Source organism: Gemmatimonadales bacterium (genome assembly GCA_041390145.1).
Taxonomy (GTDB): domain Bacteria; phylum Gemmatimonadota; class Gemmatimonadetes; order Gemmatimonadales; family GWC2-71-9; genus SPDF01.
In genome coordinates this window covers 157,178-179,776 of sequence record JAWKQM010000006.1, presented here as the reverse complement: position 1 = coordinate 179,776, position 22,599 = coordinate 157,178, and the positions used below count along the sequence as shown (strand labels likewise).

At 68.4% G+C, this 22,599-nt stretch carries 22 protein-coding genes and 2 tRNA genes; 3 read left to right on the top strand and 21 right to left on the bottom strand.

Translation table 11 applies throughout. From position 1 onward, the window contains the following. Window positions 1–11 precede the first annotated feature (11 nt). The 4 genes from R2910_06990 to R2910_06975 are packed head-to-tail and all read right to left on the bottom strand — an operon-like array spanning window position 12 to window position 3,021. The gene (locus tag R2910_06990) at window positions 12–992 is read right to left on the bottom strand and encodes a MoxR family ATPase (protein MEZ4412708.1); all 981 of its coding nucleotides are present in this window, start codon (window positions 990–992) and stop codon (window positions 12–14) included. 46 nt (window positions 993–1,038) lie between these two features. Continuing rightward, on the bottom strand, window positions 1,039–1,761 hold the full coding sequence (locus R2910_06985; protein MEZ4412707.1) for a pseudouridine synthase: 723 nt from the start codon (window positions 1,759–1,761) through the stop codon (window positions 1,039–1,041). 5 nt (window positions 1,762–1,766) lie between these two features. Next, window positions 1,767–2,351 carry an SMC-Scp complex subunit ScpB gene (gene scpB, locus R2910_06980; protein MEZ4412706.1) on the bottom strand — a complete coding sequence of 195 codons (585 nt, stop codon included), beginning with the start codon at window positions 2,349–2,351 and terminating at the stop codon, window positions 1,767–1,769. Then, window positions 2,326–3,021: a ScpA family protein gene (locus tag R2910_06975; GenBank protein MEZ4412705.1), complete on the bottom strand. Its 696-nt coding sequence runs from the start codon at window positions 3,019–3,021 to the stop codon at window positions 2,326–2,328. The genes scpB and R2910_06975 overlap by 26 nt, the downstream gene beginning before the upstream one ends. Before the next feature lie 260 nt (window positions 3,022–3,281). Between R2910_06975 and rpsT the strand changes: the two genes are divergently transcribed. Then, window positions 3,282–3,536, top strand: a complete 255-nt coding sequence (gene rpsT, locus R2910_06970) for a 30S ribosomal protein S20 (GenBank protein ID MEZ4412704.1) — start codon at window positions 3,282–3,284, stop codon at window positions 3,534–3,536. A 77-nt stretch (window positions 3,537–3,613) separates the two neighbouring features. Here rpsT and R2910_06965 read toward each other — a convergent pair whose 3' ends face one another. From R2910_06965 to R2910_06925, 9 genes are all read right to left on the bottom strand, one after another. Further along, complete coding sequence (locus R2910_06965; protein MEZ4412703.1) at window positions 3,614–4,540, bottom strand: hypothetical protein; 927 nt, start codon at window positions 4,538–4,540, stop codon at window positions 3,614–3,616. A gap of 140 nt (window positions 4,541–4,680) precedes the next feature. Next, window positions 4,681–5,970 (bottom strand): dihydroorotase, encoded by a 1,290-nt coding sequence (locus R2910_06960; protein ID MEZ4412702.1) that lies wholly within the window; start codon window positions 5,968–5,970, stop codon window positions 4,681–4,683. After that, window positions 5,967–6,941 (bottom strand): aspartate carbamoyltransferase catalytic subunit, encoded by a 975-nt coding sequence (locus R2910_06955; protein MEZ4412701.1) that lies wholly within the window; start codon window positions 6,939–6,941, stop codon window positions 5,967–5,969. Before R2910_06955 ends, R2910_06960 begins: the two co-directional genes overlap by 4 nt. Next, on the bottom strand, window positions 6,931–7,452 hold the full coding sequence (gene pyrR, locus R2910_06950) for a bifunctional pyr operon transcriptional regulator/uracil phosphoribosyltransferase PyrR (protein ID MEZ4412700.1): 522 nt from the start codon (window positions 7,450–7,452) through the stop codon (window positions 6,931–6,933). Before pyrR ends, R2910_06955 begins: the two co-directional genes overlap by 11 nt. A 52-nt stretch (window positions 7,453–7,504) precedes the next feature. Beyond that, window positions 7,505–8,101 carry a protein-methionine-sulfoxide reductase heme-binding subunit MsrQ gene (locus R2910_06945; GenBank protein ID MEZ4412699.1) on the bottom strand — a complete coding sequence of 199 codons (597 nt, stop codon included), beginning with the start codon at window positions 8,099–8,101 and terminating at the stop codon, window positions 7,505–7,507. Between the two features lie 7 nt (window positions 8,102–8,108). After that, window positions 8,109–9,014 carry a protein-methionine-sulfoxide reductase catalytic subunit MsrP gene (msrP, locus tag R2910_06940; protein MEZ4412698.1) on the bottom strand — a complete coding sequence of 302 codons (906 nt, stop codon included), beginning with the start codon at window positions 9,012–9,014 and terminating at the stop codon, window positions 8,109–8,111. Between the two features lie 265 nt (window positions 9,015–9,279). Then, window positions 9,280–9,368 (bottom strand) — tRNA-Ser (locus R2910_06935). A 73-nt stretch (window positions 9,369–9,441) separates the two neighbouring features. After that, the gene (locus tag R2910_06930) at window positions 9,442–11,070 is read right to left on the bottom strand and encodes a serine/threonine-protein kinase (protein ID MEZ4412697.1); all 1,629 of its coding nucleotides are present in this window, start codon (window positions 11,068–11,070) and stop codon (window positions 9,442–9,444) included. 10 nt (window positions 11,071–11,080) lie between these two features. Next, window positions 11,081–11,398, bottom strand: a complete 318-nt coding sequence (locus R2910_06925) for a PQQ-binding-like beta-propeller repeat protein (protein MEZ4412696.1) — start codon at window positions 11,396–11,398, stop codon at window positions 11,081–11,083. A gap of 79 nt (window positions 11,399–11,477) precedes the next feature. Between R2910_06925 and R2910_06920 the strand changes: the two genes are divergently transcribed. Continuing rightward, window positions 11,478–12,395, top strand: coding sequence for an SPFH domain-containing protein (locus tag R2910_06920; protein ID MEZ4412695.1), 918 nt, complete (start codon window positions 11,478–11,480; stop codon window positions 12,393–12,395). Window positions 12,396–12,533: 138 nt separating this feature from the next. On the opposite strand, the gene R2910_06915 is transcribed toward R2910_06920, so the two are convergent. Further along, window positions 12,534–12,620: transfer RNA gene (locus R2910_06915), tRNA-Ser, on the bottom strand. 99 nt (window positions 12,621–12,719) lie between these two features. On the opposite strand from R2910_06915, the gene R2910_06910 reads away from it, so the two are divergent. Beyond that, entirely contained in the window at window positions 12,720–14,324 is a 1,605-nt protein-coding gene (locus tag R2910_06910) for a peptide chain release factor 3 (GenBank protein ID MEZ4412694.1), read from the top strand. An 85-nt stretch (window positions 14,325–14,409) separates the two neighbouring features. On the opposite strand, the gene R2910_06905 is transcribed toward R2910_06910, so the two are convergent. From R2910_06905 to recO, 7 genes are all read right to left on the bottom strand, one after another. Next, complete coding sequence (locus tag R2910_06905) at window positions 14,410–15,042, bottom strand: sterol desaturase family protein (GenBank protein ID MEZ4412693.1); 633 nt, start codon at window positions 15,040–15,042, stop codon at window positions 14,410–14,412. Window positions 15,043–15,143: 101 nt separating this feature from the next. Further along, a complete protein-coding gene (locus R2910_06900; GenBank protein ID MEZ4412692.1) occupies window positions 15,144–16,175 on the bottom strand; it encodes an endonuclease/exonuclease/phosphatase family protein in 1,032 nt (343 codons plus the stop codon). 70 nt (window positions 16,176–16,245) lie between these two features. Next, window positions 16,246–16,713 carry a tRNA adenosine(34) deaminase TadA gene (tadA, locus tag R2910_06895; protein ID MEZ4412691.1) on the bottom strand — a complete coding sequence of 156 codons (468 nt, stop codon included), beginning with the start codon at window positions 16,711–16,713 and terminating at the stop codon, window positions 16,246–16,248. Then, the gene (gene clpB / locus R2910_06890) at window positions 16,706–19,315 is read right to left on the bottom strand and encodes an ATP-dependent chaperone ClpB (protein ID MEZ4412690.1); all 2,610 of its coding nucleotides are present in this window, start codon (window positions 19,313–19,315) and stop codon (window positions 16,706–16,708) included. The genes tadA and clpB overlap by 8 nt, the downstream gene beginning before the upstream one ends. A gap of 139 nt (window positions 19,316–19,454) precedes the next feature. After that, on the bottom strand, window positions 19,455–19,892 hold the full coding sequence (locus R2910_06885; protein MEZ4412689.1) for a T9SS type A sorting domain-containing protein: 438 nt from the start codon (window positions 19,890–19,892) through the stop codon (window positions 19,455–19,457). A 117-nt stretch (window positions 19,893–20,009) separates the two neighbouring features. After that, window positions 20,010–21,845 (bottom strand): selenocysteine-specific translation elongation factor, encoded by a 1,836-nt coding sequence (gene selB, locus R2910_06880; GenBank protein ID MEZ4412688.1) that lies wholly within the window; start codon window positions 21,843–21,845, stop codon window positions 20,010–20,012. Then, the gene (gene recO / locus R2910_06875) at window positions 21,842–22,594 is read right to left on the bottom strand and encodes a DNA repair protein RecO (protein ID MEZ4412687.1); all 753 of its coding nucleotides are present in this window, start codon (window positions 22,592–22,594) and stop codon (window positions 21,842–21,844) included. The genes selB and recO overlap by 4 nt, the downstream gene beginning before the upstream one ends. Window positions 22,595–22,599 lie beyond the last annotated feature (5 nt).

The following is a 22,599-nucleotide window of genomic DNA, read 5'->3' as shown; positions in this document are numbered from 1 at the left end:
GGCGCCGGGCATCACGGGACGGGGACCGCGGCCAGGACGCGCTGGATGACGACGTCGGCGTCGACGTCCTCGGCTTCCGCTTCGAAGGTCAGCACCACGCGATGCCGGAGAACGTCGGGTGCCAGCGCCCGCACATCCTCGGGCACGACGTAGGAGCGGCCGCGGAGGAAGGCATGGGCGCGGGCGGCCTGCGCCAGCGCGATGGAGGCGCGCGGGGAGGCGCCGAAGGCAATCAACGGCTTGAGTTCGGACAGACCGACCGAGGCCGGGTCGCGCGTGGCGCGGACCACATCAACCAGGTAGTCGAGCACCTTCTGGTCGGCGTAGAGGTTCGCGATCTCGGCACGTGCCGCCATGATGCCCGCCGGATCGAGCAGCTTCCGCACGGGAATCGGCGCACCACCAGCCATCCGGAGCAGGATCTCCCGTTCTTCGTCCCGCGTCGGGTACCCGACCCGCACCTTCAGCATGAACCGGTCGAGCTGCGCCTCGGGCAGCGGATAGGTGCCCTCGTTCTCGATCGGGTTCTGCGTGGCCAGGACGAGGAAGGGCTCGGTCAGTTGAAAGGTGGCGCCGCCGATGGTGACCTGCTTTTCCTGCATCGCCTCGAGCAGCGCCGACTGCACCTTCGCGGGGGCGCGGTTGATTTCGTCGGCCAGGATGATTTGCGCGAAGAGCGGTCCCTTCTTGACCCGGAACTCCTGGTTCTTCTGGTCAAACACCATCGTGCCGATCACGTCGGCCGGGAGGAGATCGGGCGTGAACTGGATCCGGGAGAAGGTGGCGGAGATGATCTCCGACAGCGAACGCACGGCGAGGGTCTTGGCGAGGCCCGGCACGCCCTCGAGCAGCACGTGCCCGCCGGTCAGCAGCCCGATGAGGAGCCGCTCGATCATCATGTCCTGCCCGACGATACGGAGGCCGACCTCCTTGACGACGAGCGGGAGGCGTTCCGAGATGGCACTGGGGGTGGATGCCTGCGGTGCGGTCATGCGTACTCCTCCGGGGGGTGGTCCGCGCGTGCGGGGCGAATGCCCGTCAGTCGCCGGACGGATCGAGCCGAATCGTCTTGTAGAGCGCAGCCTCCTCGCGGGGCGTGAGGGGCCGTGAGCGCCCGACGGGGAGGTCACCGAGCCGAACGGGGCCGTACGAGAGCCGGGCCAGACGTTCGACCTTGAGGCCCATCGCCTCACACCAGCGTCGCACGATCCGGTTGCGGCCTTCCGTCAGTGTCACGTCGAGGATGCAGCGCCCTTCCTTGCCGGGCCGCACCCGGACGTCTTCCGCCACCACGGGGCGCCCCTCCACCACGACCCGCTCGCGCACCAGCTTCTCGAGTTCGGCGGCGGATCGACCGTGGACCAGGGCGGTATACCGCCGCGGGACCCGGTACGTGGGGTGGGTGAGGCGATGCACGGCCTCGCCGTCGGTGGTCAGGAGCAGCAGGCCGGTCGTCATGACGTCGAGCCGCCCCACGTAGGTGAGCCCGGCCGGATCCTTGATGAACTCGAGCACGTTCCGCCGACCCTGCTCGTCACTCGCCGTCGTGACGACACCAAGTGGCTTGTGGAACGCGAGCCAGCGGCGGGAGACGACCTGCACCGCCTTGCCGCCGACTGTGATCTTCTGCCGATCGGGGTCGACCTTGCTTCCGAGCTCGGCGACCTTCCCGTCCACCCGTACGCGGCCGGCACGGATTAGTTCCTCCGCCGCGCGCCGGGAGGCGATCCCGGCGCGCGCGAGGGCGCGCTGCAGCCGCATTTCACTCACGATTCGGCCGGCACGTAGGCGGCGGCGGCGTCTTCATCCGGCGTCAGCGGCCGCGGGGGCTGGATGGCGATGCTCAGTTCCTCCGCGCGCGGCAGGTCCGACAGATCCTTCAGCCCCAGGAGCTCGAGAAACATCGGCGAGGTGCCGTACAGCAGGGGGCGGCCGAGGGCCTCGCTCCGGCCGACCACCTCGATGAGGCCGCGTTCCTGGAGCGAGCGCAGGACGCCGCCGGCCGACACGCCGCGAATCTCCTCGATTTCGCTGCGTCCCACCGGCTGCCGGTAGGCGATGATGCTGAGCGTCTCCAGCGCCGCCGAGGTGAGCTTGGAGGCGCGGGAGGTGAACTGGGCCCGCTCGAGGGCCTGCGCAAAGGCGGGCCGGGTCAGGAGCTGGAAGCCACCCGCCATCTCGACAAGCTCGATGGCGTGCTGGCTGAAGTCGTAGACTTCCCGCAGCTGCTCGAGCGCGGTCCGCACATCGGCCAGCGACGCGTCGGCGTCGAGGACGGTGAGCTCTTCCGCCGTCAGCGGGCGGGCGGCGGCGAACAGCGCCGCTTCAATCAACTGCGCGAGAGGTGTCACGGCGAATCACCATAGGCGCAAACGGAGCCGCCTGAGTCAGGGAGACAGTCCCCCGGCGCGCCAGTTCGAGCAGCGCGAGGAGTGTGGAAAGCACATCGGTAATGGTCGGCTCCGGCCCCAGCGCCTCGCGCCAGCCGAACTCGTCCCGGTCCTCGAGCAGGGCGTGCAGCCGCCGGGTTGCCCCTTCGACATCGAGCGGACGGGCCACCACCCGGTGGAGGACGGGCGTCGGGATCCCCTCGATGACTCGCGCCACCGCCTCGAGCAGCTCCACGAGGTCGACCTGCAGCGGCGGTGGGGGGAGCGCAGGCGGTGCGGGCAGGTATCCGCGGGCATACTGGTCGGCCCGCCGCTCCGCCGCGCGACCGAGCCAGAGCGCCACCTCGCGGATCTGCTGGTATTCCAGGAGGCGACGGACCAGCTCCGCGCGGGGATCCTCCCAGCCGTCCTCTTCGCTCCGGCGCGGGAGCAGCATCTGCGCCTTGAGGCGGAGGAGGCGCCCCGCCATTTCCAGGTAGTCGGCCGCCTGGTTGAGCCCGAGGTCGTGGATGACGTGGAGGAACTGGTCCGCGATCCGCGCGATCGGAATGTCCGAGATCTCGAGTTCTTCCTCCCGCAGCAGGTGCAGCAGGAGATCGAGGGGACCCGAAAAGGCCTCGAGTTCGACCACGAAGGCCGGCGAGGCTCCCAACGCCGCAGTCGGCGGTTCAGGCAAGGTGAGGGCGGCAGGCTGTTCCAACCGTCGTCCGGATCGAGGGTGGGGTGGACCGGGTGTGGCGCCACTGATGGCGCGCGGAACAATACACCACGGCGTGAAGCAAGTCAAAGCACCGTGCCGCTTGACGTTGCGGGGGTGTCTGGCTAGTATTCCCGCTTGCTCATGATGGGGGGGATGGGCCCTCCCGCCGTACCGATTCCGAGAGGTCCGCTGTGCCCCGCATCAAGTCCGCCAAGAAGCGCATGCGCCAGACGAAGGTTCGCACGGCCCGCAACAAGGCCCAGCGGAGCAAGCTGCGCACGGCCGTCAAGAACGTTCGTACCGCCGCCACCAAGGCCGAGGCCACCAAGGCGCTCACCGAGGCCGCGAGCCTGCTCGATCGCGCCGGGCGGAAGAACCTGGTGCACCCGCGGACGGCGGCGCGTCAGAAGAGCCGCTTGGCCAAGGCCATCAACGCCAAGGCGTAGACCTCCAGCACAGCGCATCAACGACACGGGGCCCGGCAGCTTGCCGGGCCCCGTTTGCGTGCGGTAGACCGGCCGGCTCAGAGCGCGGCCAGCTCCGCGCCGCAGCGCTCGCAATACCACTCCGTGGGCCGGTTGAGCGTCCCGCACTCCCCGCACTTCAGCGTCTTCGGCGCGGCGGCCTGGCTCGGCCGCTCCAGCCCGGCGCCCGGCTTCGGTGCATCCTCGGCCGGCGGCGCACCGCTGCCGCTCACCCGCGAGGTCGATCCACTGCCCCGCTTGGGTACCGGCTGCTCATCGGCCATCGACTTCAGGAAGGCCAGGTCGTCCGGCGACGGCTCGGTCCGCTTGGGAAATGGAATGGTCCGCGGCGGAGCCGGCTCCGAGGTCCGGCCACTGGCGCGCGGTGTGAACCGCGGCGCGCTGGGAATGACCGGCGCCGGCGATTCGGCCAGCGGAATGTCCGGCTCCCAATCATCCGAGCCGTCCGACTCCTCGGCCGCGGCCTCGGTCGCCTCGACCTCGGGTTCCGGCTCAGGTTCCGGCTCAGGGGCCTCCGGTTCCTCCGGCTCGGCCGCGATCAGCGCCTGGACCTCGCCCAGCCGGGTGATCTCGTCGCTGACCCGCGCCAGTTCCTCCCGCACATCGATCAGCACCCGCTCGCTGCCGCCCCGCACCCGTTCCCACTCCGATTCCTCGTACTCTCCCACTGCGTGGCGCAATTCCGCCTCGGCCAGCGTCTCCTGCGCCGCCGCTTCCTGGGTGGCCAGGTCGTCCTCGCGCACGCGCAGGGTGGCCAGCTGCTCCGCCACCGAGGCCGCGTGGGTCCGGAGCTCCTCGATGACCTGATCGAGGCGCTGCTGGTAGTCCCCGCGAATCTTGTCCCGTACCGCCGCGGGCGCGTCGGAACCGGCGGCGTCGAGGCGCGTCAACCACGTCTGGAACCGCGCCCGCTCTTCCAGCAGGGCGTCGATCGGGTTGTCGGATTTGGGGGTCGATTTCGCCATGGTCGGACTTCCCTCTCGTGACGGCGGACGCCAGCACAGCTGGCGGCACGGCGGGCGGTCAGAATGCGCGCACCGGTGCGCTTTCGCCAAATGTAACGCGGTGCGGGGCGGTGGGAACCCCGGCGACCCTTCCGGTTGGCCTAGGCGGCCCCGAGGTCGTAGACCACCCGGCCCCGCACCACCGTCTGGTGCGTCCGACCGACCAGTTCCGTCCCCGCGTACGGGGTGTTGCGGCTCTTGGAATAGAACCGCTCCGGCTGCACCACCCAGCGCTCCGCCGGGTCGAACACCACCACATCGGCCGGCGCGCCGACCGCCAAGGTACCGCCGGGCAGGTGAAAGATCCGGGCCGCCTGCGTGCTCATCCGGTCGATCAGCTCCGGCAGGGTGAGCACGCCGGACTCGACGAGGTCGCGAATGGCCACCCCGAGCGCCGTCTCCAGCCCGATGATCCCGTTCGGGGCGTGATCGAACTCGCGTTCCTTGGCGTCGTAGTGGTGCGGCGCGTGGTCGCTGGCAATGACGTCGATCGTGCCGTCCTTCAGCCCCTGCCGGATCGCCGCAACGTCCGCCGATTCCCGCAGCGGCGGATTCATCTTGGCATTGGTGTCGTACCCGGCGCACCGCTCGTGGGTCAGGGAGAAATGGTGCGGCGTCGCCTCGGCGGTGACCCGGATCCCCTTCTCCTTCCCCCGGCGGATCAGCTCGACCGAGCCGCGGGTGGACATATGGCAGAGGTGCACGTGCCCGCCCGTCAGTTCCGCCAGGATGATATCCCGCGCCACCATGATCTCCTCGGCAGCGGCCGGAATTCCCTTCAGGCCGAGTCGGGTGCTGACCAGCCCCTCGTGCATGGCGCCACCCTGCGCCAGGCTCATTTCCTCGCAGTGATTGGCGACCGGGATCCCGAAGGTGCGGGCGTACTCCAGCGCGGTGCGCATCATGTGGCTGGACGCGACCGGCTTCCCGTCGTCGCTGACCGCCACGGCGCCGGCACCCACGAGCTCGCCGAATTCCGCCATCTGTTCACCGCGCTGCCCGAGGGTCACCGCCCCAATCGGGTAGACCCGCGCCTTGCCGGCACGCTGGGCCTGGCTGACGATGAACCCGACGGCAGCCTGGTTGTCAGTAACCGGATCGGTGTTGGGCATGGCGCAGACGGCGGTGAACCCGCCGGCGGCCGCCGCCATCGCCCCGGAGGCGACCGTCTCGAGATCCTCCTGACCCGGCTCGCGCAGGTGCACGTGCAGGTCGATCAGCCCCGGTGCCACCACTTTGCCCGCGGCGTCGATGATCCGGGCGCCCGGCGACGCCTCCACGCCGCGCCCGACGGCGGTGATCTTGCCCTCCTCCACCAGGAGGTCGGCCAGCCCGTCCGTGCCGCGCGACGGGTCGATGACACGGCCACCACGAATCAGGATCGTCGTCACGCGGCCTCTCCTCGTGCGGCCGCGGCCACGGCTCCCGTGCCGCCCGCCAGCAGGTACAGGACCGCCATCCGCACCGCCACACCATTGGTGACCTGCGGCAGGATGACGCTGTGCTCCCCGTCCGCCACGTCGCTGTCAATCTCCACGCCGCGGTTCATGGGGCCAGGGTGCAGGATGACCAGGTCCTTCGGCGCGCGCGACAGGCGCTCGCGCGTGACGCCGAAGACCCGGTTGTATTCGCGCAGGGACGGGATGAACCCGGCCTGCATCCGCTCCAGCTGCAGGCGGAGGACGTTCAGGGCGTCGGCCCAGGCGATCGCATCCTCGATCCTCGGCAGGATCGTGACGCCGAGCGCCTCGATATCGCGCGGAAGCAGCGAGGGGGGGCCGCAGATGCCGACCTCGGCGCCCAGCTTGGTGAGGCCCCAGATATTGCTGCGCGCCACGCGACTGTGGAGGATGTCGCCGCAGATGGCGACCTTCAGTCCCTCGATCTTTCCGAACGTGTCGCGCAGGGTCAGGAGGTCGAGGAGCGCCTGCGTCGGATGCTCGTGCTTGCCGTCGCCCGCATTGATCACGTTCGACGCGATCCGGTCGCCGAGGAACTTCGCGGCGCCCGAGGAGCCGTGGCGGATGACCACCATGTCGATCCGCATCGCTTCGAGATTCCGGGCGGTGTCCACCAGCGTCTCACCCTTGGAGACGGACGAACCCGCCGACGCCACGTTCACGGTGTCGGCCGAGAGACGCTTCTCGGCGAATTCAAAGGAGATGCGGGTGCGGGTGGAGGCTTCGAAAAAGAGGTTGACGATGGTCTTGCCGCGGAGGGCCGGCACCTTCTTGATGGCCCGTTCGCTGACTTCCTTGAAGGGCTCTGCGGTGTCGAGAATGAAGCGGAGCTGGGCCGGGCTCAGCGTTTCGAGCCCGATCAGGTCCTTGCCCAGCGCCAGGGCGGCTGCGTCAGCTGACACGGGCAAGCTCCACGGCGTCATGGCCATCGAGTTCGGAGACGAAGACATCCACCCGTTCTCCTGGCCGCACGCGGACGGTCTGACCGGCAATGTCGGGCTGGATGGGGAGTTCCCGGCCGCCCCGGTCCACCAGGACGCAGAGCAGGATCCGCTGGGGGCGGCCGAAATCGGCCAGTTCATCCAGGGCGGCGCGGATGGTCCGCCCGGTGTGGAGCACGTCGTCCACGATCACGACCGTCCGTCCGTCGAGCGAACCGGGGAGCTTGGTTTCCCCGACCACCGGCCCGACACCGACGGTCTGCAGGTCATCGCGATAGAGCGTGATATCCAGCTTGCCCAGGGGCACCTCCACCCCCTCGGCGCTGCCGATCAGCCGCCCGATCCGCTCGGCGAGCTCCACGCCCCGGCGCTGGATCCCGACCAGCAAAAGGCCCTCCGTTCCGGCGCATCGCTCGACGATTTCAACGGCCATGCGCGCCAGGGTGCGTGCGATGGCTCGTTCATCGAGCAAAGGGGAACGTGAGGGCATCGAGTGCAAATAGTAGCGGGAGCCCCGGATCGAATCAAGCGCGCCGCTTCCAGAGCGGCAGCCGCGTGAGCAGCAGGAGGACGAGGACCAGGCCGAACCGCGCCGGCGTGGTGGTGTCTTTCTTGACCAGCCAGAGGAAGTGGAACACCCCGGCGGCCGCCGCCAGGTACACCAGCAGGTGCAGTCGCTGCCAGCGCCGCCCGCCGAGCCGCCGCACCATGCCCCGCGTCGAGGTGAGCGCCAGCGGAAGCATCAGGAGCCACGCGGTGAACCCCGCCGTGACCCAGGGATGCTCGATCACATCGTCACGGATCATCGTGAGCGACAACGACTGGTCGAAGACGAGATAGGTCAGGAAGTGCAGCGTCGCGAGGAAGAAGGCGAAGGTGCCGAAGAGCCGCCGGAGGCGGATCACCTCGTTCCACTTCGTGAGCCGGCGCAGCGGTGTCACCGAGAGGGTCAGGAGGAGGCCGACCAGCGCCCCCTTCCCGGTCCACTCCTGCATGGTGAGGACCGGATCGCTGCCAAGGGCATCGTGGAACGCTCCCCATGTCAGCCAGGCGGGGATGCCCAGGCCCACGGCCCACACCAGCGGCTTGACCACCCACCGGATGACCTGCGCCCGTGTCATGCGCGGGTCAGTAGTTGGTGCGGAGATTCATGCCGGCATACAGACTGGCCACCTGGTCGCCGTAGCCGTTGAACATCAGCGTGTCCTTCTTGAAGAACTCGCCGACCGGCCGTTCGCGGGCCTGGCTCCACCGCGGGTGATCCACCTGGGGATTGACGTTGGCGTAGAAGCCGTACTCGTTCGGGACCGCCACGTTCCAGGTGGTCCGCGGCTGGGTTTCCATGAAGGTGATCTTGACGATGGCCTTCCCCCCCTTGAACCCGTACTTCCACGGCACCACCAGCCGGAGCGGCGCGCCGTTCTGGTTGGGGAGCGGCTTCCCGTACAACCCGGTCGCGAGGATGGTGAGGGGATGCATGGCCTCGTCCATCCGCAGCCCCTCGACGTAGGGCCAGGGGAGGATGCCGCTCCGCTGGCCCGGCATCTGGGCCGGGTCTTCGAGCGTGGTGAACGAGACGAATTTCGCCTTGCTGGTCGGTTCGAGTTTCTTGATGAGCTCGTTGAGCGGAAACCCCAGCCAGGGCACCACCATTGACCACCCTTCGACGCAGCGGTGGCGGTAGACGCGCTCCTCCGTGGGAATCGGCCGGATCAGGTCGTCGTAGTCAAACCGCCCGGTGCGCCGGGCCTCGCCCGCCACCTCCACGGTCCAGGGCGACACCCGGAGGCTCCCCGCCAGTTCGGACGGCGATTCCTTGCTGGTCCCGAACTCGTAGTAGTTGTTGTAGGTGGTGATGGTCTTGTACGGCGTGGGCTTGAGGTCGTCCGGGCCGGCCAGCGCCCGCAACTGCGGCGGCAGGAGGGCGCCAAGGGCCACGCCCCCGGCAGCGGCCACGAAGGCCCGCCGGTTCAGGTAGGTCGATTCCGGGGTGACGGCAGACGCGGGGAGGTCCCCGCCGCGGCGGATCAGCACAGGTCAGGCTCCGATGGGTGACCCTAACTATACGCTGGGAGGCGGGAGAGGGTTCCCGGGCGGGGCGGCGGGGTCGTGTCGCTTCCGCGACATCAGCCGAGCCGCGGCTTCAGCCGCGATCGGCCGAGGGAGCAATGTGAGGGAACGGACAGGGAGGGATTCGATCCGCCGCCCGCGCCAGCGGGCAAGGAGACCGAGGCCGCAGGCCGCAGGTCAACCCTCGAGCTGGCTGCCGGTATCCGGTGCAATGCAGGAGGGATCAGAACGGACAGGGAGGGATTCGAACCCTCGAAACGGCGTAAACCGTTTACACGCTTTCCAGGCGTGCCTCTTAAACCACTCGAGCACCCGTCCAGGGCGGCCGACTTCGGCCGGGGGGCATACTAGCCGCGGGATCGGGCGAGGTCAACGTCCTGCGGGCGCTCCCTCACTGGACCTTCGAGTCCTTCAGGAAGCGGATCCACTCGCCGCGATCCGCCATCCGGTTGTCGATCGGCGTCGGGGGAAGCGTCGACGGGATATGCTCATCCCACCAGTCGCGCGCGCGCTGCGGCGTCCAGGGGGAGTCGAAGCGGACGGCGTCGAGCATCGTGATGAGTGTCTCGGCGTCGGCCGGTCGGTCGTTGGGTGCCTTGGCCATGCAGGCGAGCACGACGTCGTCCAGCGCCGGGGGGACCGGGAACCGTGCCTTGGCCGACGGCTTCGGCGGCGGCTCGTTGGCCTGCTTGAAGAGCATCTGCACGGTGTTGGTGGCATAGAACGGGAGGTCGCCCGTCAGGAGCCAGTAGGCCGAGCACCCCAGGGCATAGATATCCACGCGGTGATCCACGTCGGGATCGCCCAGGGCCAGTTCCGGCGCCATGAAGGCTGGCGTGCCGGTCAGCGCGTCGGCGGCGGTCAGCTTCATGTCGGCCGGTTCGCTCGCCACGTTCTCCTTGACGAGACCGAAGTCGAGGACCTTCACGAAGTCCACCTCCACCCCTGCCCTGCTGGCGAAGAGATTCGAGGGCTTGATGTCGCGATGAACGAGGTTGCGGCGATGCGCCTCGGCGAGCGAGAGACAGGCCTGGCGCAGGAGATACACCACCCGTTCGCCGGGGAGCGCCCCAAACTTCTTGCCCATGTCCTCGAGGCTCATCCCCGTGAGCAGTTCCATCGCGTAGAAGAAGCTCCCATCGCCAGTCGGCCCGAAGTCATACAGCGCGATGGTGTGGGGGGAGGTGAGGGCTGCCGCCGCGGCCGCCTCGCGGCGGAACCGCTCCATCGCCGTCCGCGCCGACTCGGCGCTGACGCCCTTGATGTTGTCGGAACGGATGAGCTTCACCGCCGCGGGCCGGGCCAGGAGCTGGTGCGTGGCGTAGAACACCTGCCCCATCCCCCCTTCCCCGAGCAGCTTCCCGAGCCGGTACGCCCCGATTTCCCGGGCCTCCTTCACCGCCTGACCGAGCTGGCGGATGAGCCGTGCGGGGAGCACGGCAATCGCGGCAGAGAGGAACGGCGGCACGATCAGGAGCACCACGGAGATCGTCTCGCTCGGCAGGGCCACCCCCCGGAGGCTGGCCAGCACGAGTGAGACAGGGACCGTGAACGCGGCGAGCAGCGAGACGACCAGCGTCCGCCTGGGGGACTCGGGGACGATGAGCGGGTAGAGCAGGATGATCACGTTCACCCACGACAGACGACCGGGCTGCGTGATGGTGATCCGTGACTCGAGGATGGCCAGCATCAGGCAGGTGCCGACCATGAGCAGCGCGGCTGCGTCGCGCAACCAGTGCGAACGCGGCCCCACCCGCCGGGCCACAAACGCCAGCCCGAGGCCACCGAGGATGCCCGTGATCGCGAAGTAACGTCCCGGTTCCGGCCAGGTCGCGTCGAGGTTTGGCAGTGCCGAGGCGAAGAATCGCCCGGCGATTCCCAAAAACACGATGATGACGAGCCAGATGGCCGCGATCACCACCCCCGCCACGCCGATCCGCTTCCGGGCGTCTTCCAGCAGGTCATTGGGCAGGAAGGACGTGGAGGCGAGCACGCTCCGTGAGCCGGTTGCAGAGTTCATCGTTCCCGCCTTATGCGGACGCCGCCGAGCGCCGCTGCCGTTCCGCCTGGATCGCGGCGGCCTCCAGCGTGGACGCGCCGCCAATGCTGACGAGGCCCAGCCCCAGTCCCTTCAGCGCGTTGTCCCACAGCACGGTGCCCGTGACGGGATCGAGGCAGAAGAGATAGCCGCCGGTGGCCGCCAGCAGGCGGTCGCCCTGGACGCCGACGGTCACGAAGCCGCGGCCCCGCACCTTGGTCCGCCAGACTTCACGGCCCGACGCCCCCTCGAGCGCCACCACGTGGCCCTGCGCCCCGACATAAATCCGATCCCGCGGCATATCCGCCATCGCATTCCTCCGGTCGGCTCGTTGGCCCTGCGCCCTACGCCCTCTATCTTACACCAACCTTTCACTGGTGGGAGTCCCCATGAGTCACCTGGTTCTCGGCTTCTTCGTCCTGGTTGTCGGCTCGCTCGTCCTTCTCGGCTCGGCTGGGATCCGGGCCAAGGGCCCGTCCCAGGGCGGAACGATCGGCCGAGCTGTCGGGATGGGGCTCCTGGGCCTGGGCGGGTTCATCCTGCTGACCTCGGCGGTGATCGTCATCCAGCCCGGCACCGTCGGGGTCCGACACGCCTTCGGCACGGTCGATCCCATCGCCCTGATGCCCGGCATCCGGATCGTGAGCCCATGGTCGGAGGTGGAGCGCTACTCGACCCGGGAGGAGCAGTTTCCTGGCGTGGGCGACGAGGCGGAACGGATGGAGGCGCTCTCCAGCGAACAGATGTCGATGAAGGTGGACGCGGCCCTCCGCTACCAGATCAACCCCGCGCTGGCGCCGCGTCTCTTCCAGGAGATCGGCACCCAGGCGCAGATCGACAACATCGTGCGGAACGCGATCCGCAACGGCGTGCGGGACGGGATGGTGGAGTTCTCCATCAACGAGGTGTCCAAGCGGAACCTGATCGCCCAGACGATGGAGCACGAGGTGGACTCGGCGCTGGTCACGACGCCGCGGGACGGCGGCGAGCGGTTCCGCATCGCCACCGTGACGGCGTTCTACCTCCGGAACCTGGAGCCCCCCCCGCAGGTGGTCCAGGCCATCAACAACAAGATCGCCCAGGAGCAGCAGATCGAGACCGAGAAGCACCGGGTGGAAGTGGCCCGGCTGCAGAGCGATCAGCAGCGGCTGCTGAACCTGACGCTCACCCCGGAGCAGCTGACCAAGCAGTATCTGGAGGTGCTGCACGACATGAAGGGGTCGAGCAACATGGTGATCATGGTGCCGACCGAGGGCGGGATTCCGGTGCTGGACGTGGGGACCCTGCGGAAGAACCTGAGCCAGTAGCCGGCGGGGCACCGGGGCCCGGCGGCAGGTTGGCCGTGTCGCTTCAGCGACACCAGCCGGGCCGCGGCTTCGCCGCGCGTCGCAGGTCAATCCACGAACTGGATCGCCGCTGTGATTGGGGAGTTGGAGCGATAGAAACGGACAGGGTGGGATTCGAACCCACGAGACCCTTGCGGGCCCACCGGTTTTCGAGACCGGCTCCTTCAGCCACTCGGACACCTGTCCTCATCGGCGACCGCGCATCTGTCGCCGGCCGCAAAATAACGGACGATGCCGCCGCCGCCAAGCGACCCCGGCTGAATCGACCCAGACGGAGAGCGTACCTTGGCGGCTGAATCAGGGGAAATCGACCTCGAACGCGCCGTGGCGCGACGCCGGACTTTTGCCATCATCAGCCATCCTGATGCCGGCAAGACCACCCTCACAGAGAAGCTCCTGCTGTACGGCGGCGCCATTCACCTGGCCGGGACGGTCAAGGCGCGGCGTGCCGACCGCCACGTCACCTCCGACTGGATGGAGCTGGAGCGCCAACGAGGCATCTCGGTCACCTCCAGCGTCCTCCAGTTCGAGTACGCCGACTGCCAGGTGAACCTGCTCGACACCCCCGGCCACCAGGACTTCTCCGAGGACACCTACCGCACCCTCGTGGCCGCCGACAGCGCCGTCATGCTCCTCGACAACCGGAAGGGTGTCGAGGAGCGCACCCGCCAGCTGTTCGATGTCTGCAAGCGACGCCGGATGCCGATCGTCACCTTCGTCAACAAGTGCGACCGGGCTGGCGTGGACCCCATGACCCTGCTCGGCGACGTCGAGCGCGACCTGGACATCGCCTGCTGGCCCGCCACCTGGCCGGTCTATCAGGGGGACCGGTTCGTCGGTGTGGTGGATCGGACGGCCAACGAAGTGCTGCTCTTCGACCGGCGCACCGACCACGGCGCCTCCCGCTCGCAGACCCAGCGGTTCACCCTTGCCGACCCGGCCCTGGCCCGGGAGCTGGGGGCGGAGGCAGTGTCCCAGTTGTCCGACGAACTCCACCTGCTCGAGGGCGCGGGGCATCCATTTGACCGCGATGCCTTCCTGGCCGGCACCCTGTCGCCGGTCTACTTCGGCAGCGCGCTCAGCAACTTCGGCGTGGAGCCCTTCCTGCGCGAGTTCCTGACGCTGGCGCCCTCACCGGTTGCCCGGGAGTCCTCGATCGGTCCCGTGTCGCCGCTCTCCCCGGACTTCACCGGATTCGTCTTCAAGATCCAGGCGAACATGGACCCGCGGCATCGGGACCGGGTCGCCTTCGTGCGGATCTGCTCGGGGCACTTCGAGGCGGGGATGGAGGTGCGGCAGATCCGCACCGGGAAGGCGATGCGGTTGTCGGCGCCGCAGCAGTTCATGGCGCGGGAGCGGGTGAGCATCGAGGAGGCCTGGCCCGGCGACGTGATCGGCATCATGGACCGCGGCAGTCTCCGGATCGGCGACACACTCTCCGCCGGCCCGGACCTCGAGTTTCACGACATTCCGCGCTTCCCGCCGGAGCACTTTGCCCGCGCCTACCCGGCCGACCCCCTGCGGCGCAAGCAGCTCGACACCGGCCTCCGCGAGCTCTCCGAGGAAGGCGCCGCGCAGGTCTTCTACGCGGAGAGCGAGACCGGCCCCGCGCCGATTGTGGGCGCGATCGGGCAACTGCAGTTCGACGTGATGCTGTTCCGGCTCGAGAACGAGTACGGCGCCCCCTGCCGATTCGAACCGGTGGGGTACCGGTACCCGCGCTGGGTAACCGGGACGCCCGAGGCGATCGAACAGGCGGCCTCGGCGCGCGGGCGTCTCAGGCTCTACGACGCCAAGGGGCACCCGCTGCTGCTGTTCGAAAACGAGTGGGCACTGCGGTGGGCGCAGGAGAACGAGCGAAAGCTTGAGTTCCACGAGGTGGCGCCCTAGACCGGACAGGCGCCGAATGGCGAGCGGGCCACCGAGATATCTCGGTGGCCCGCCGTGCGTCAGGGTATGTCTGTCGTTCCGTCCCTTACGCGGCCTGGCGGTCGGTGCGGGTCCGCCGTGCCACGGTGCCGAACACGTAGTCCCACATCGGGGAACTGACGCCGTAGCCGAGGTCGTCGTCGCGGTAGTGGTGACGGAGGTGGTACTCCCGAAGATACTTGCCGATCGGCCCCTTCATCTTCCAGTGGTGCGTCGCGTAGTGCGTGGTGTCGTAGATGACGTACCCGACGAGGAAGCCGGCAAAGATGGCCGGGAACTGCACGCCGAAGATGCCGCGGAACGCAAACCCGAAGAGGGCCGCCAGCGGCAGGCTGACCGGGGGCGGCATCACGAGCCGGGTGTGATCCTGCGGGTAGTCGTGGTGAATCCCGTGCATCAGGAAGTGCAGCTTCTGGCCGATACCGCTCTTGGGCTGGTAGTGAAAGACCCAGCGATGCAGCGAGTACTCGGTCAACGTCCAGATGAACAGCCCAACGAGGACCAGGCCCAGTACCATGGGCCACGTGCCCAGCTGCAGACCCTGCCAGAGGAACCATCCCGCAATCGGGAGGAACAGCACGGCCGGGGTCGCCGGGTGAATGTGTGTGAGACGCTCAAGCATCGGATTCTCGAACAGGGGAATCGTCTCATCCTTGTTCGACACGAATTTGGCAGGCATGGATCGGCACTCCTGTCACGGAAACACGTCGGCGCACCAGGATCAATTTCACAAACACCGCCGGCGCCGATACCCGAAAATAGGGGCCCGGACTGGCACGGTCAACGCCGTTCAGCGACCTCATCCACTCTCGTCAACACCGTCACCAGCGGCAGGTGGTCGGAGCCGTAACTCTCAGGGGTCGCACGATATGGCGACACCGCCCACCCTTGCATGTCACCGGTGAAGAGGTAATCGGTGCAGAACGGACCCCGCGTGTGGCACGGGGCGGATTCCTCCCATTCTGGCCATCGCGCGCGGAAGAGCATTACCTGTGGATCGCCCGGTGAAATCGCGTTGAGATCGGCACCGAGGATGACGGGACTGCCCGCCGCCGGTCCGGCGGCCAGGAAACCCCCTGCCTGCCGGTTCCGCCGGGAGGGATCGAGGAGCGACGGCAGAATCGCCGGCCAGACGTCCAGGTGGAGACTGGCGAGCGCGATCGGTGCTTCCGACTCCCCGTGGCCCGGGACGAGGAGCGTGGCCAGTACGGCGGCACGCCGTTGCCGTTCGTGCGGGAGGGTGACCACGCGAAATCCCTCCATCGGCATGGTGGAGAGGATGGCGTTGCCGCGATCTTCTCGTGGTTCCCCGACCTCCTCCCGGCCGTTCCGCATCGAGGGGGCGTAGAAGAACCCCAGGCCGAGCGACCGGGCGAGGGTCAGGATGTCTTCGCGGTGGGCACCATCGGGATCGGGATCCCGAATACCCGCCGGCACCGGTGCGGAGGCGGGAGGACGGACAGGGATTTCGTCTCCGGCCCGATAGGCTTCCTGGAGGAGGATCACGAACTCCTGAACGGGCTCGCCCCCGGTCAGTGCGCCCGCCTGCAGGTCGGCCACCAGCCGTCGAAGGTCACCCCGCCCGACATTCTGGTTCCACGAGACGACGGCAAACTGCCGCACCGGCGCCGACTCGACTCGGGCCGACTGCGCGGCGACCAGCGCCGGACCGACGGTCCGGCACCACCGTGCGAGGTCGTCGCGGTCGCCCTCCTCGGCAGGGGTGATCCACTGCACACCCCCCGCCGGCACCGGAGCGGGCCCGTAGAAGATCGCGCGTTCACAGCCGCCCGCGAGCGGCACCGAGTTCATGACAGGGGTCGAGGCGCAACCCAGGGACACCCAGACAGCGCAAGCGAGCCCCACGAGGAGTCTCGTCCGGCTACCGTTTGGCACGGAAGAACTCCTTCAGCAGCTCCCCACATTCCTGCTCCAGCACACCTCCCACAACCTCGGGACGATGGTTCAGGCGTGGGTGCCGCAGGATGTCATGCACCGAGCCCGCCATCCCGGCACGGTTGTCCCAGGCGCCGAAGACGACGGTACCGACCTTCGCGAGGACGATGGCGCCGGCGCATTGCGCGCACGGTTCCAGAGTCACGAAGAGCGTCGCATCGACCAAGCGATCCTCCCCCACCGCGGCAATGGCAGCCTGGATGGCCAGGAGCTCCGCGTGCGCGGTGGGGTCCTTCCGGTGCACCATCTCGTTGTGCGCCTGGCCGATGACCTTCCCCTCCCGCACCACCAGCGCCCCGACCGGCACCTCCTCACGGACGGCAGCCGCCCGGGCAAGGCGCAGGGCCGCCTCCATGAAGGCGACATCGGCCGGCGAGGCCCCACCCCTACGCACCGGCGGGCTCCAGCGCCGGCACGGCGTTCGTGAACACCAGCTCATCGCCGTCGCGATCGACCTTGATGGTGGCGCCCTCGGGGAAATGGCCCTCCAGGACCTCGAGCGCGATCGGGTTCTGCAGCCGCTGCTGAATGACCCGCTTGAGCGGACGTGCGCCGTAGACCGGGTCGTACCCGAGTTCCGACAGCAGTTGCCGCGCCTCCGGCGTGACCTCCAGCCCAAGCTTGCGGTCGGCCAGCAGCGCGTGCAGCCGCGTCAGCTGGAGGTCCACAATCTGGCGAATGTCCTCGCGTGACAGCGGACGGAAGACGATGATGTCATCGACGCGATTCAGGAATTCCGGCCGGAAATGCTGGCGCAGGTCATTCCGGACAGCCCGGTCCACGACCGCCCAGGCCGCCTCGTCCACCGTCGCGCCGGCCTCCACGATATGGCCGCCGCCGATGTTGCTGGTCATGATGATGACCGTGTTCCGGAAGTCCACCACCCGGCCCTGGCTATCCGTCAACCGACCGTCGTCGAGGATTTGCAGCAGCACGTTGAACACATCGGCATGCGCCTTCTCGATTTCGTCGAAGAGGACGACGCTGTACGGCCGGCGGCGGACCGCCTCGGTCAGTTGGCCACCCTCCTCGTAGCCGACATAGCCCGGCGGCGCACCGATCATCCGGGCGACGGCGTGCTTTTCCATGTATTCCGACATGTCGAGCCGCACGATGGCGCGCTCGTCGTCGAAGAGGAAATCGGCCAGCGCACGCGCCGTCTCCGTCTTGCCGACGCCGGTGGGCCCGAGGAAGATGAACGAGCCGGTCGGCCGGTTCGGGTCCTGCAGCCCTGCCCTGCTCCGCCGGACGGCGTTCGACACCGCGGCCACCGCCTGCGGCTGTCCGACGACGCGCTCCGCGAGTTCCTCCTCGAGGCGGGTCAGCCGCTCGCGCTCCGACTCCATCATCCGGGAGACGGGAATGCCGGTCCACTTTGCGACGATCTCGGCGATGTCGTCGGCGTCCACCTCCTCCTTCAGGTAGCGGGCGTTGCGCTGCACCTCCTGCAGACGGGCCTCCTGCGTCTGCAGCGTCGCCTCCAGCTCGGGAATCCGGCCGTACCGGAGCTCCGCGGCTTTCTGGAGGTCGCCCCGGCGCGTGGCCAGGTCCACCTCGGTACGGAGCTCGTCGACCTCGGCCCGGGCGGCCTGCAGCTCGCCGATGGCCGCCTTTTCCGACTGCCACTGCGCCTTCATCCCGGCGCTCTTCTCCTTGAGCTCCGACATTTCCTGCTCCACCGACTTGCGGCGCTCCTTGCCGGCCTTGTCCTTTTCCTTGAGCAGCGCCTGCCGCTCGATCTCGAGCTGCACCAGCCGCCGTTCCACCTCGTCGATTTCCTGCGGCAGGCTGTCGATCTCGATCCGGAGCCGGCTGGCGGCCTCGTCGACCAGGTCGATGGCCTTGTCCGGCAGGAACCGGTCGCCGATGTAGCGATCCGAGAGCGTCGCCGCGGCAACGAGGGCGTTGTCGGTGATCCGCACGCCGTGATGCACCTCGTAGCGCTCCTTCAGCCCGCGAAGGATTGCGACGGTGTCCGTCACATTGGGTTCGCCCACGAGGACCGGCTGGAACCGGCGCTCCAGCGCAGCGTCCTTTTCCACATGCTTCCGGTACTCGTCGAGGGTGGTGGCGCCCACCACATGAAGCTCCCCGCGCGCCAGCGCGGGCTTGAGCAGGTTGCTGGCATCCACCGCCCCCTCCGCGGCCCCCGCCCCGACGAGCGTGTGCATCTCGTCGATGAAGACGATGTACCGTCCCTCGGCCTCGGTCAGTTCCTTGATGACTGACTTCAGGCGCTCCTCGAACTCGCCCCGGTACTTCGCACCCGCGAGCAACAGGCCGACGTCGAGCGCCACGATATCCTTGTTCTTGAGCGACTCCGGGACGTCGCCATGCACGATGCGCTGCGCCAGCCCCTCGACAATGGCGGTCTTGCCGACGCCCGGCTCGCCGATGAGCACTGGATTGTTCTTGGTGCGGCGCGAAAGGACCTGCATAACCCGCCGGACTTCCTCGTCACGACCGATGACCGGGTCGAGTTTCCCCTTGCGGGCCTGATCGGTGAGGTTGCGGGTGAAACGCTGCAGCGCCTGGTACTGGTCTTCAGGCGACTGATCCGCGACGCGATGCCCGCCTCGAACGCCCTCCAGCGCCTCCCGCAGGGTGTCCGCCGTCACCTCCTGCTCGTTGAGCAGGTTGCGGGCAGTCGTCCCCTTTTCGGCCGCGAGGCCCAGAATCAGGTGTTCGGTCGAGACATAGGCGTCCTTCAGTGCCTTCGCCTCCTCCTCGGCACGGTCGAAGACCTTGTGCAGTTCCCTGCTGAAGGTCGGTTCCCCCGTGGCGCCCTCCTGCCGAGGCAGCCGGGCGAGCTCCCGCTCGACCTCCTCCCGGAGGGCCGCGATGTTCAAGCCCGCCTTCTGGAGGAGGGGCTGCACTACCCCCTCATCCTGGGCGAGGAGGGCTGCGAAGAGGTGGGTATCGTTGAGGACAGGGTTCCCGCGCCGCCGCGCATCTTCCGAGGCGTCGCGGAAGGCCTCCTGGGCCTTTAAGGTCAAGCGTTCGGGTCTTAGCATGGTGACCCACAAGGGCAAGGGGTATACCGGACAGAACTGCCGTTCTGACAGCGTCCACCGACAGGTTTACAAACGCAGCGAGGGACATCCGAATGGAATGTCCCTCGCCGAGACCATCGATTCACATTGCTGGCTGATTCTCCTTGCGGACGATCATTTTCTTCACCTGACTGCGACCATCCACGGTCAAACGGTAGTAGTAGACCCCGGGCGTGACCTCCCGTTCGTCGCCCAAATAGCGGCCGCTCCAATAGGCCACATAGGACCCACACTGGAGCCGGAGACCGCGCACTCGCTCGCGCCCCCCGGTTTGAAGTTCGGGAACGGCGACGACCTGCACAAGCACGTTGTAGATCTCCAGCGTCACCAACGGGACATGACCGTCGGTGCAAGCCTCCGGTGTCAGTACGAACGGAATGGACGTGGCCGGGAAGAACGGGTTGGGGAAGTTGTCTCCAAGCTCAAACGCAGGCGGGGCGGACGGGACCTGAGCTGTCGCCGGTGCTGCCATCCCCACCATGAGCCCGAGCAACAGCCCCGTCCAGGCACGGCCTGTCATTCGGAACCTCACTCGAACAAGGGTTATGAAGCGGGTGGAAGCACCTCCGTCGAAGCGATTGATAGTGACGCACTTACGCTACTTCACCCTAAGTATGCGGCCCCTTCAAGCACTGTGTCAAGTGAGACGCCTGGCCTCACCGATCCGTCGCGTAATTCCCCGGCGGTCCGCCCATTCGAGGAGGGGGATCAAGTACTTTCTCGACAGCCCCGTCCGCTCGCGCACCGCCGAGAGGGTGATGTCCCCTGCCACTGCCGCCGATGTCAGGGTGTCCCTGAAATCCTCGAGCACCTCGCTGGCAACGTACCAGTCGGGGGTCACGGCCTCGACCCGGCCCTCACCGGCCCCGAGACGGAGCGCCCCGGCCACATCCACGCCCGCCAGCTGCGCCTGGAGGTCCCCAACCGTCGGAGCCCCGAGTCCGGCCGCCCGGACCGCGGTCAGGACTCGGTCAACCGCCGCCGCCCCCCCGGCAATCCGGGGCTTGAACCCCGCTAGCCGCGCCGTTCCCCCCTCCAGCAGCAGCGATCCAGCCGCTGCCAGGTCGCCCACGGCGGCCTCGGCCACCCCTGCGGCACGATGGACCGTTCGCCGTAACGTTTCCACCGGCATACCAGGCAGCGAGGGGTAATCGGCGTGGTACCGGGTCAGGAGTTGCAGCGCCCGCTCCCTGGCTTCCGTGAGCAGGTCGGTCAGCACCCAGCCGAAGTCGAGTTCGCGTACCCGGGCATCCCGCTCCAGGAGAGTGACGATGGTGTCGATGGGAAGACCTGCCCGGAGCGCCAGCGACGCCGTCGTCATCCCGGGTGGATGCCGCAAGAGGAGCGCAACGAGGTGCTCCCTGGGCTCCAGTGAGCCCAGTTGCCCGGGCCAGAGTGCTCGCCGGCGTGGCGGCCGGGGATCGAGCACCACGCCACCACCGATGGTGGACACCGGGCTGTAGCTGCGCAGCACGAATCGATCGCCGCCCCGTGCCACGAGCGGCGCCTCGCAGCGAAGCCTGGCCAGCCCCGAGGCGCCTGGTGATATCGGTGCACGGGGGAGCACCCGGGCCACGACTTCGCTCGTGCCGAGGTGCAGGTGCACCCGGGTGCGCGAGGTCAGCGGACGCACCGCGTCACCGTGGTGGTGGATTCGCACATCCAGCGCCCACGTCGGCTCCCATGGCAGTCTGTCGTCGACGAGGACATTGCCGCGCCGAATCGCATCACGATCCAGGTGCGCGAGGCCCAGCGCCGCGCGGCTTCCCGGCATCGCTCGGGGGCTCCGCTCGCCATGGCTCTCGATGGTCCGGACGCGTGCCGGCAGGTTGGACGGCAGCAGACGAAGGTGGTCGCCGACGGCCACCGAGCCCGACCAGATGCTCCCGGTGGCGACCGTTCCTGCTCCCGCGACCGAAAAGGCCCGGTCAACGGGCATTCGGAACGGGGCCGACGCGTCGCGGGGTCGGGCCAGGGCTCCTGCCTCCACGATTGCGGCGCGCAGCTCTTCGAGCCCCGCGCCCGTACGCGCGGAGACCGCCAGCGCCGGTCCGAAAGCCACCGTCGAGCCCGCCAGCAGGGCGTTGACCTCGTCCCGCACCAGCGACAGCCACTCCGGGTCGGCCAGGTCGCTCTTGGTCAGCACCGGAATCCCACGGGGCACGCCCAGTGCCTCGACGATGGCGAGATGTTCCCGCGTCTGCGGCATGATCCCTTCGTCGGCTGCGATCACCAGCAGCACGAGGTCCATCCCGGCCGCCCCCGCAACCATGGTTCGAACAAAGTCCTCGTGACCGGGCACATCCACCACGCCGGCCACCACCCCATCGGCCAGCCGGAGCGGCGCAAAGTTCAGGTCGATCGTGATGCCACGGGCGCGTTCCTCCCGCAGCCGGTCCATCCGCTGGCCGGTCAACGCCTCGACCAGCGCCGACTTGCCATGGTCGATGTGCCCCGCCGTCCCGACGATCATGCCGACACCCAGGGACGGTCTTCCCAGAAGGTGATCGCCGGCATTTCCCCGCCCTCGGCCAGGTGGTGGCGAAGGAAGCGGGCAAAGAGCCTCCGGTGCGAGGCGGCATGTCGGTCATCGAGGACCGGCAGCTCGGCCGTCGAACTGACCAGCGCCTCGAGGTCGCTGCGATCGGTCGGCGAGAGGGTGGTCACCCCATGCCCCTCGGCACACCGCGGGCAGAGCGCTCCCCCTTCGGCCGCGCTGAAGCGGAGCGGCGCGTCCAGGGCCAGCGGAGTCCCGTCACGCGCACATCGATTCAGCGCCGGGGCAAACCCGAGCACGCTCACGAGGCGCCAGAGCATGCGCAGCCCCAGCACCTCCACGGCCTCCGCGGACGCCGTTTCGAGGACGGTCAGCGCCCCGCTGAGGAGATCAAAGCTGTCGGGATGGGCCTCGGCGGGAGAGAAGCGCCAGGCGACCTCCCCGATCGCTGCGGCCGCGGCGAAGCGTGGGAGGTCCGCGGCCAGCCCGGACCGGAGGCTGGTCAGGTCGAAGGCGGCCAGTGTCTGGAGATCGCGGGTGTCCTTGAGATAGAGATGCGCGACGCCCTCGCTCAGGAGCTGGAGCGACGCGCCGAAACGACTCCGGGGCCGGAGCGCGCCCTTGGCCAAGGCACTCCGAATGCCAAGATCTCGGGTGGCGAGGCGCACGATCTTCGAGGTGTCGCCGTAGCGTAGGGCGCCCAGGATGATCGCTGGCGTGGTCACGGGGG

What these genes read in the sequence shown, in the direction of transcription:
- R2910_06990 (MEZ4412708.1), bottom strand. Translation starts at nt 992, where the DNA reads ATGACCGCACCGCAGGCATCCACCCCCAGTGCCATCTCGGAACGCCTC.
- R2910_06920 (MEZ4412695.1), top strand. Translation starts at nt 11,478, where the DNA reads ATGAGTCACCTGGTTCTCGGCTTCTTCGTCCTGGTTGTCGGCTCGCTC.
- selB (MEZ4412688.1), bottom strand. Translation starts at nt 21,845, where the DNA reads ATGATCGTCGGGACGGCGGGGCACATCGACCATGGCAAGTCGGCGCTG.
- R2910_06905 (MEZ4412693.1), bottom strand. Translation starts at nt 15,042, where the DNA reads ATGCCTGCCAAATTCGTGTCGAACAAGGATGAGACGATTCCCCTGTTC.
- R2910_06925 (MEZ4412696.1), bottom strand. Translation starts at nt 11,398, where the DNA reads ATGGCGGATATGCCGCGGGATCGGATTTATGTCGGGGCGCAGGGCCAC.
- R2910_06945 (MEZ4412699.1), bottom strand. Translation starts at nt 8,101, where the DNA reads ATGACACGGGCGCAGGTCATCCGGTGGGTGGTCAAGCCGCTGGTGTGG.
- R2910_06930 (MEZ4412697.1), bottom strand. Translation starts at nt 11,070, where the DNA reads ATGAACTCTGCAACCGGCTCACGGAGCGTGCTCGCCTCCACGTCCTTC.
- R2910_06900 (MEZ4412692.1), bottom strand. Translation starts at nt 16,175, where the DNA reads ATGAACTCGGTGCCGCTCGCGGGCGGCTGTGAACGCGCGATCTTCTAC.
- R2910_06965 (MEZ4412703.1), bottom strand. Translation starts at nt 4,540, where the DNA reads ATGGCGAAATCGACCCCCAAATCCGACAACCCGATCGACGCCCTGCTG.
- R2910_06985 (MEZ4412707.1), bottom strand. Translation starts at nt 1,761, where the DNA reads ATGCGGCTGCAGCGCGCCCTCGCGCGCGCCGGGATCGCCTCCCGGCGC.
- R2910_06885 (MEZ4412689.1), bottom strand. Translation starts at nt 19,892, where the DNA reads ATGACAGGCCGTGCCTGGACGGGGCTGTTGCTCGGGCTCATGGTGGGG.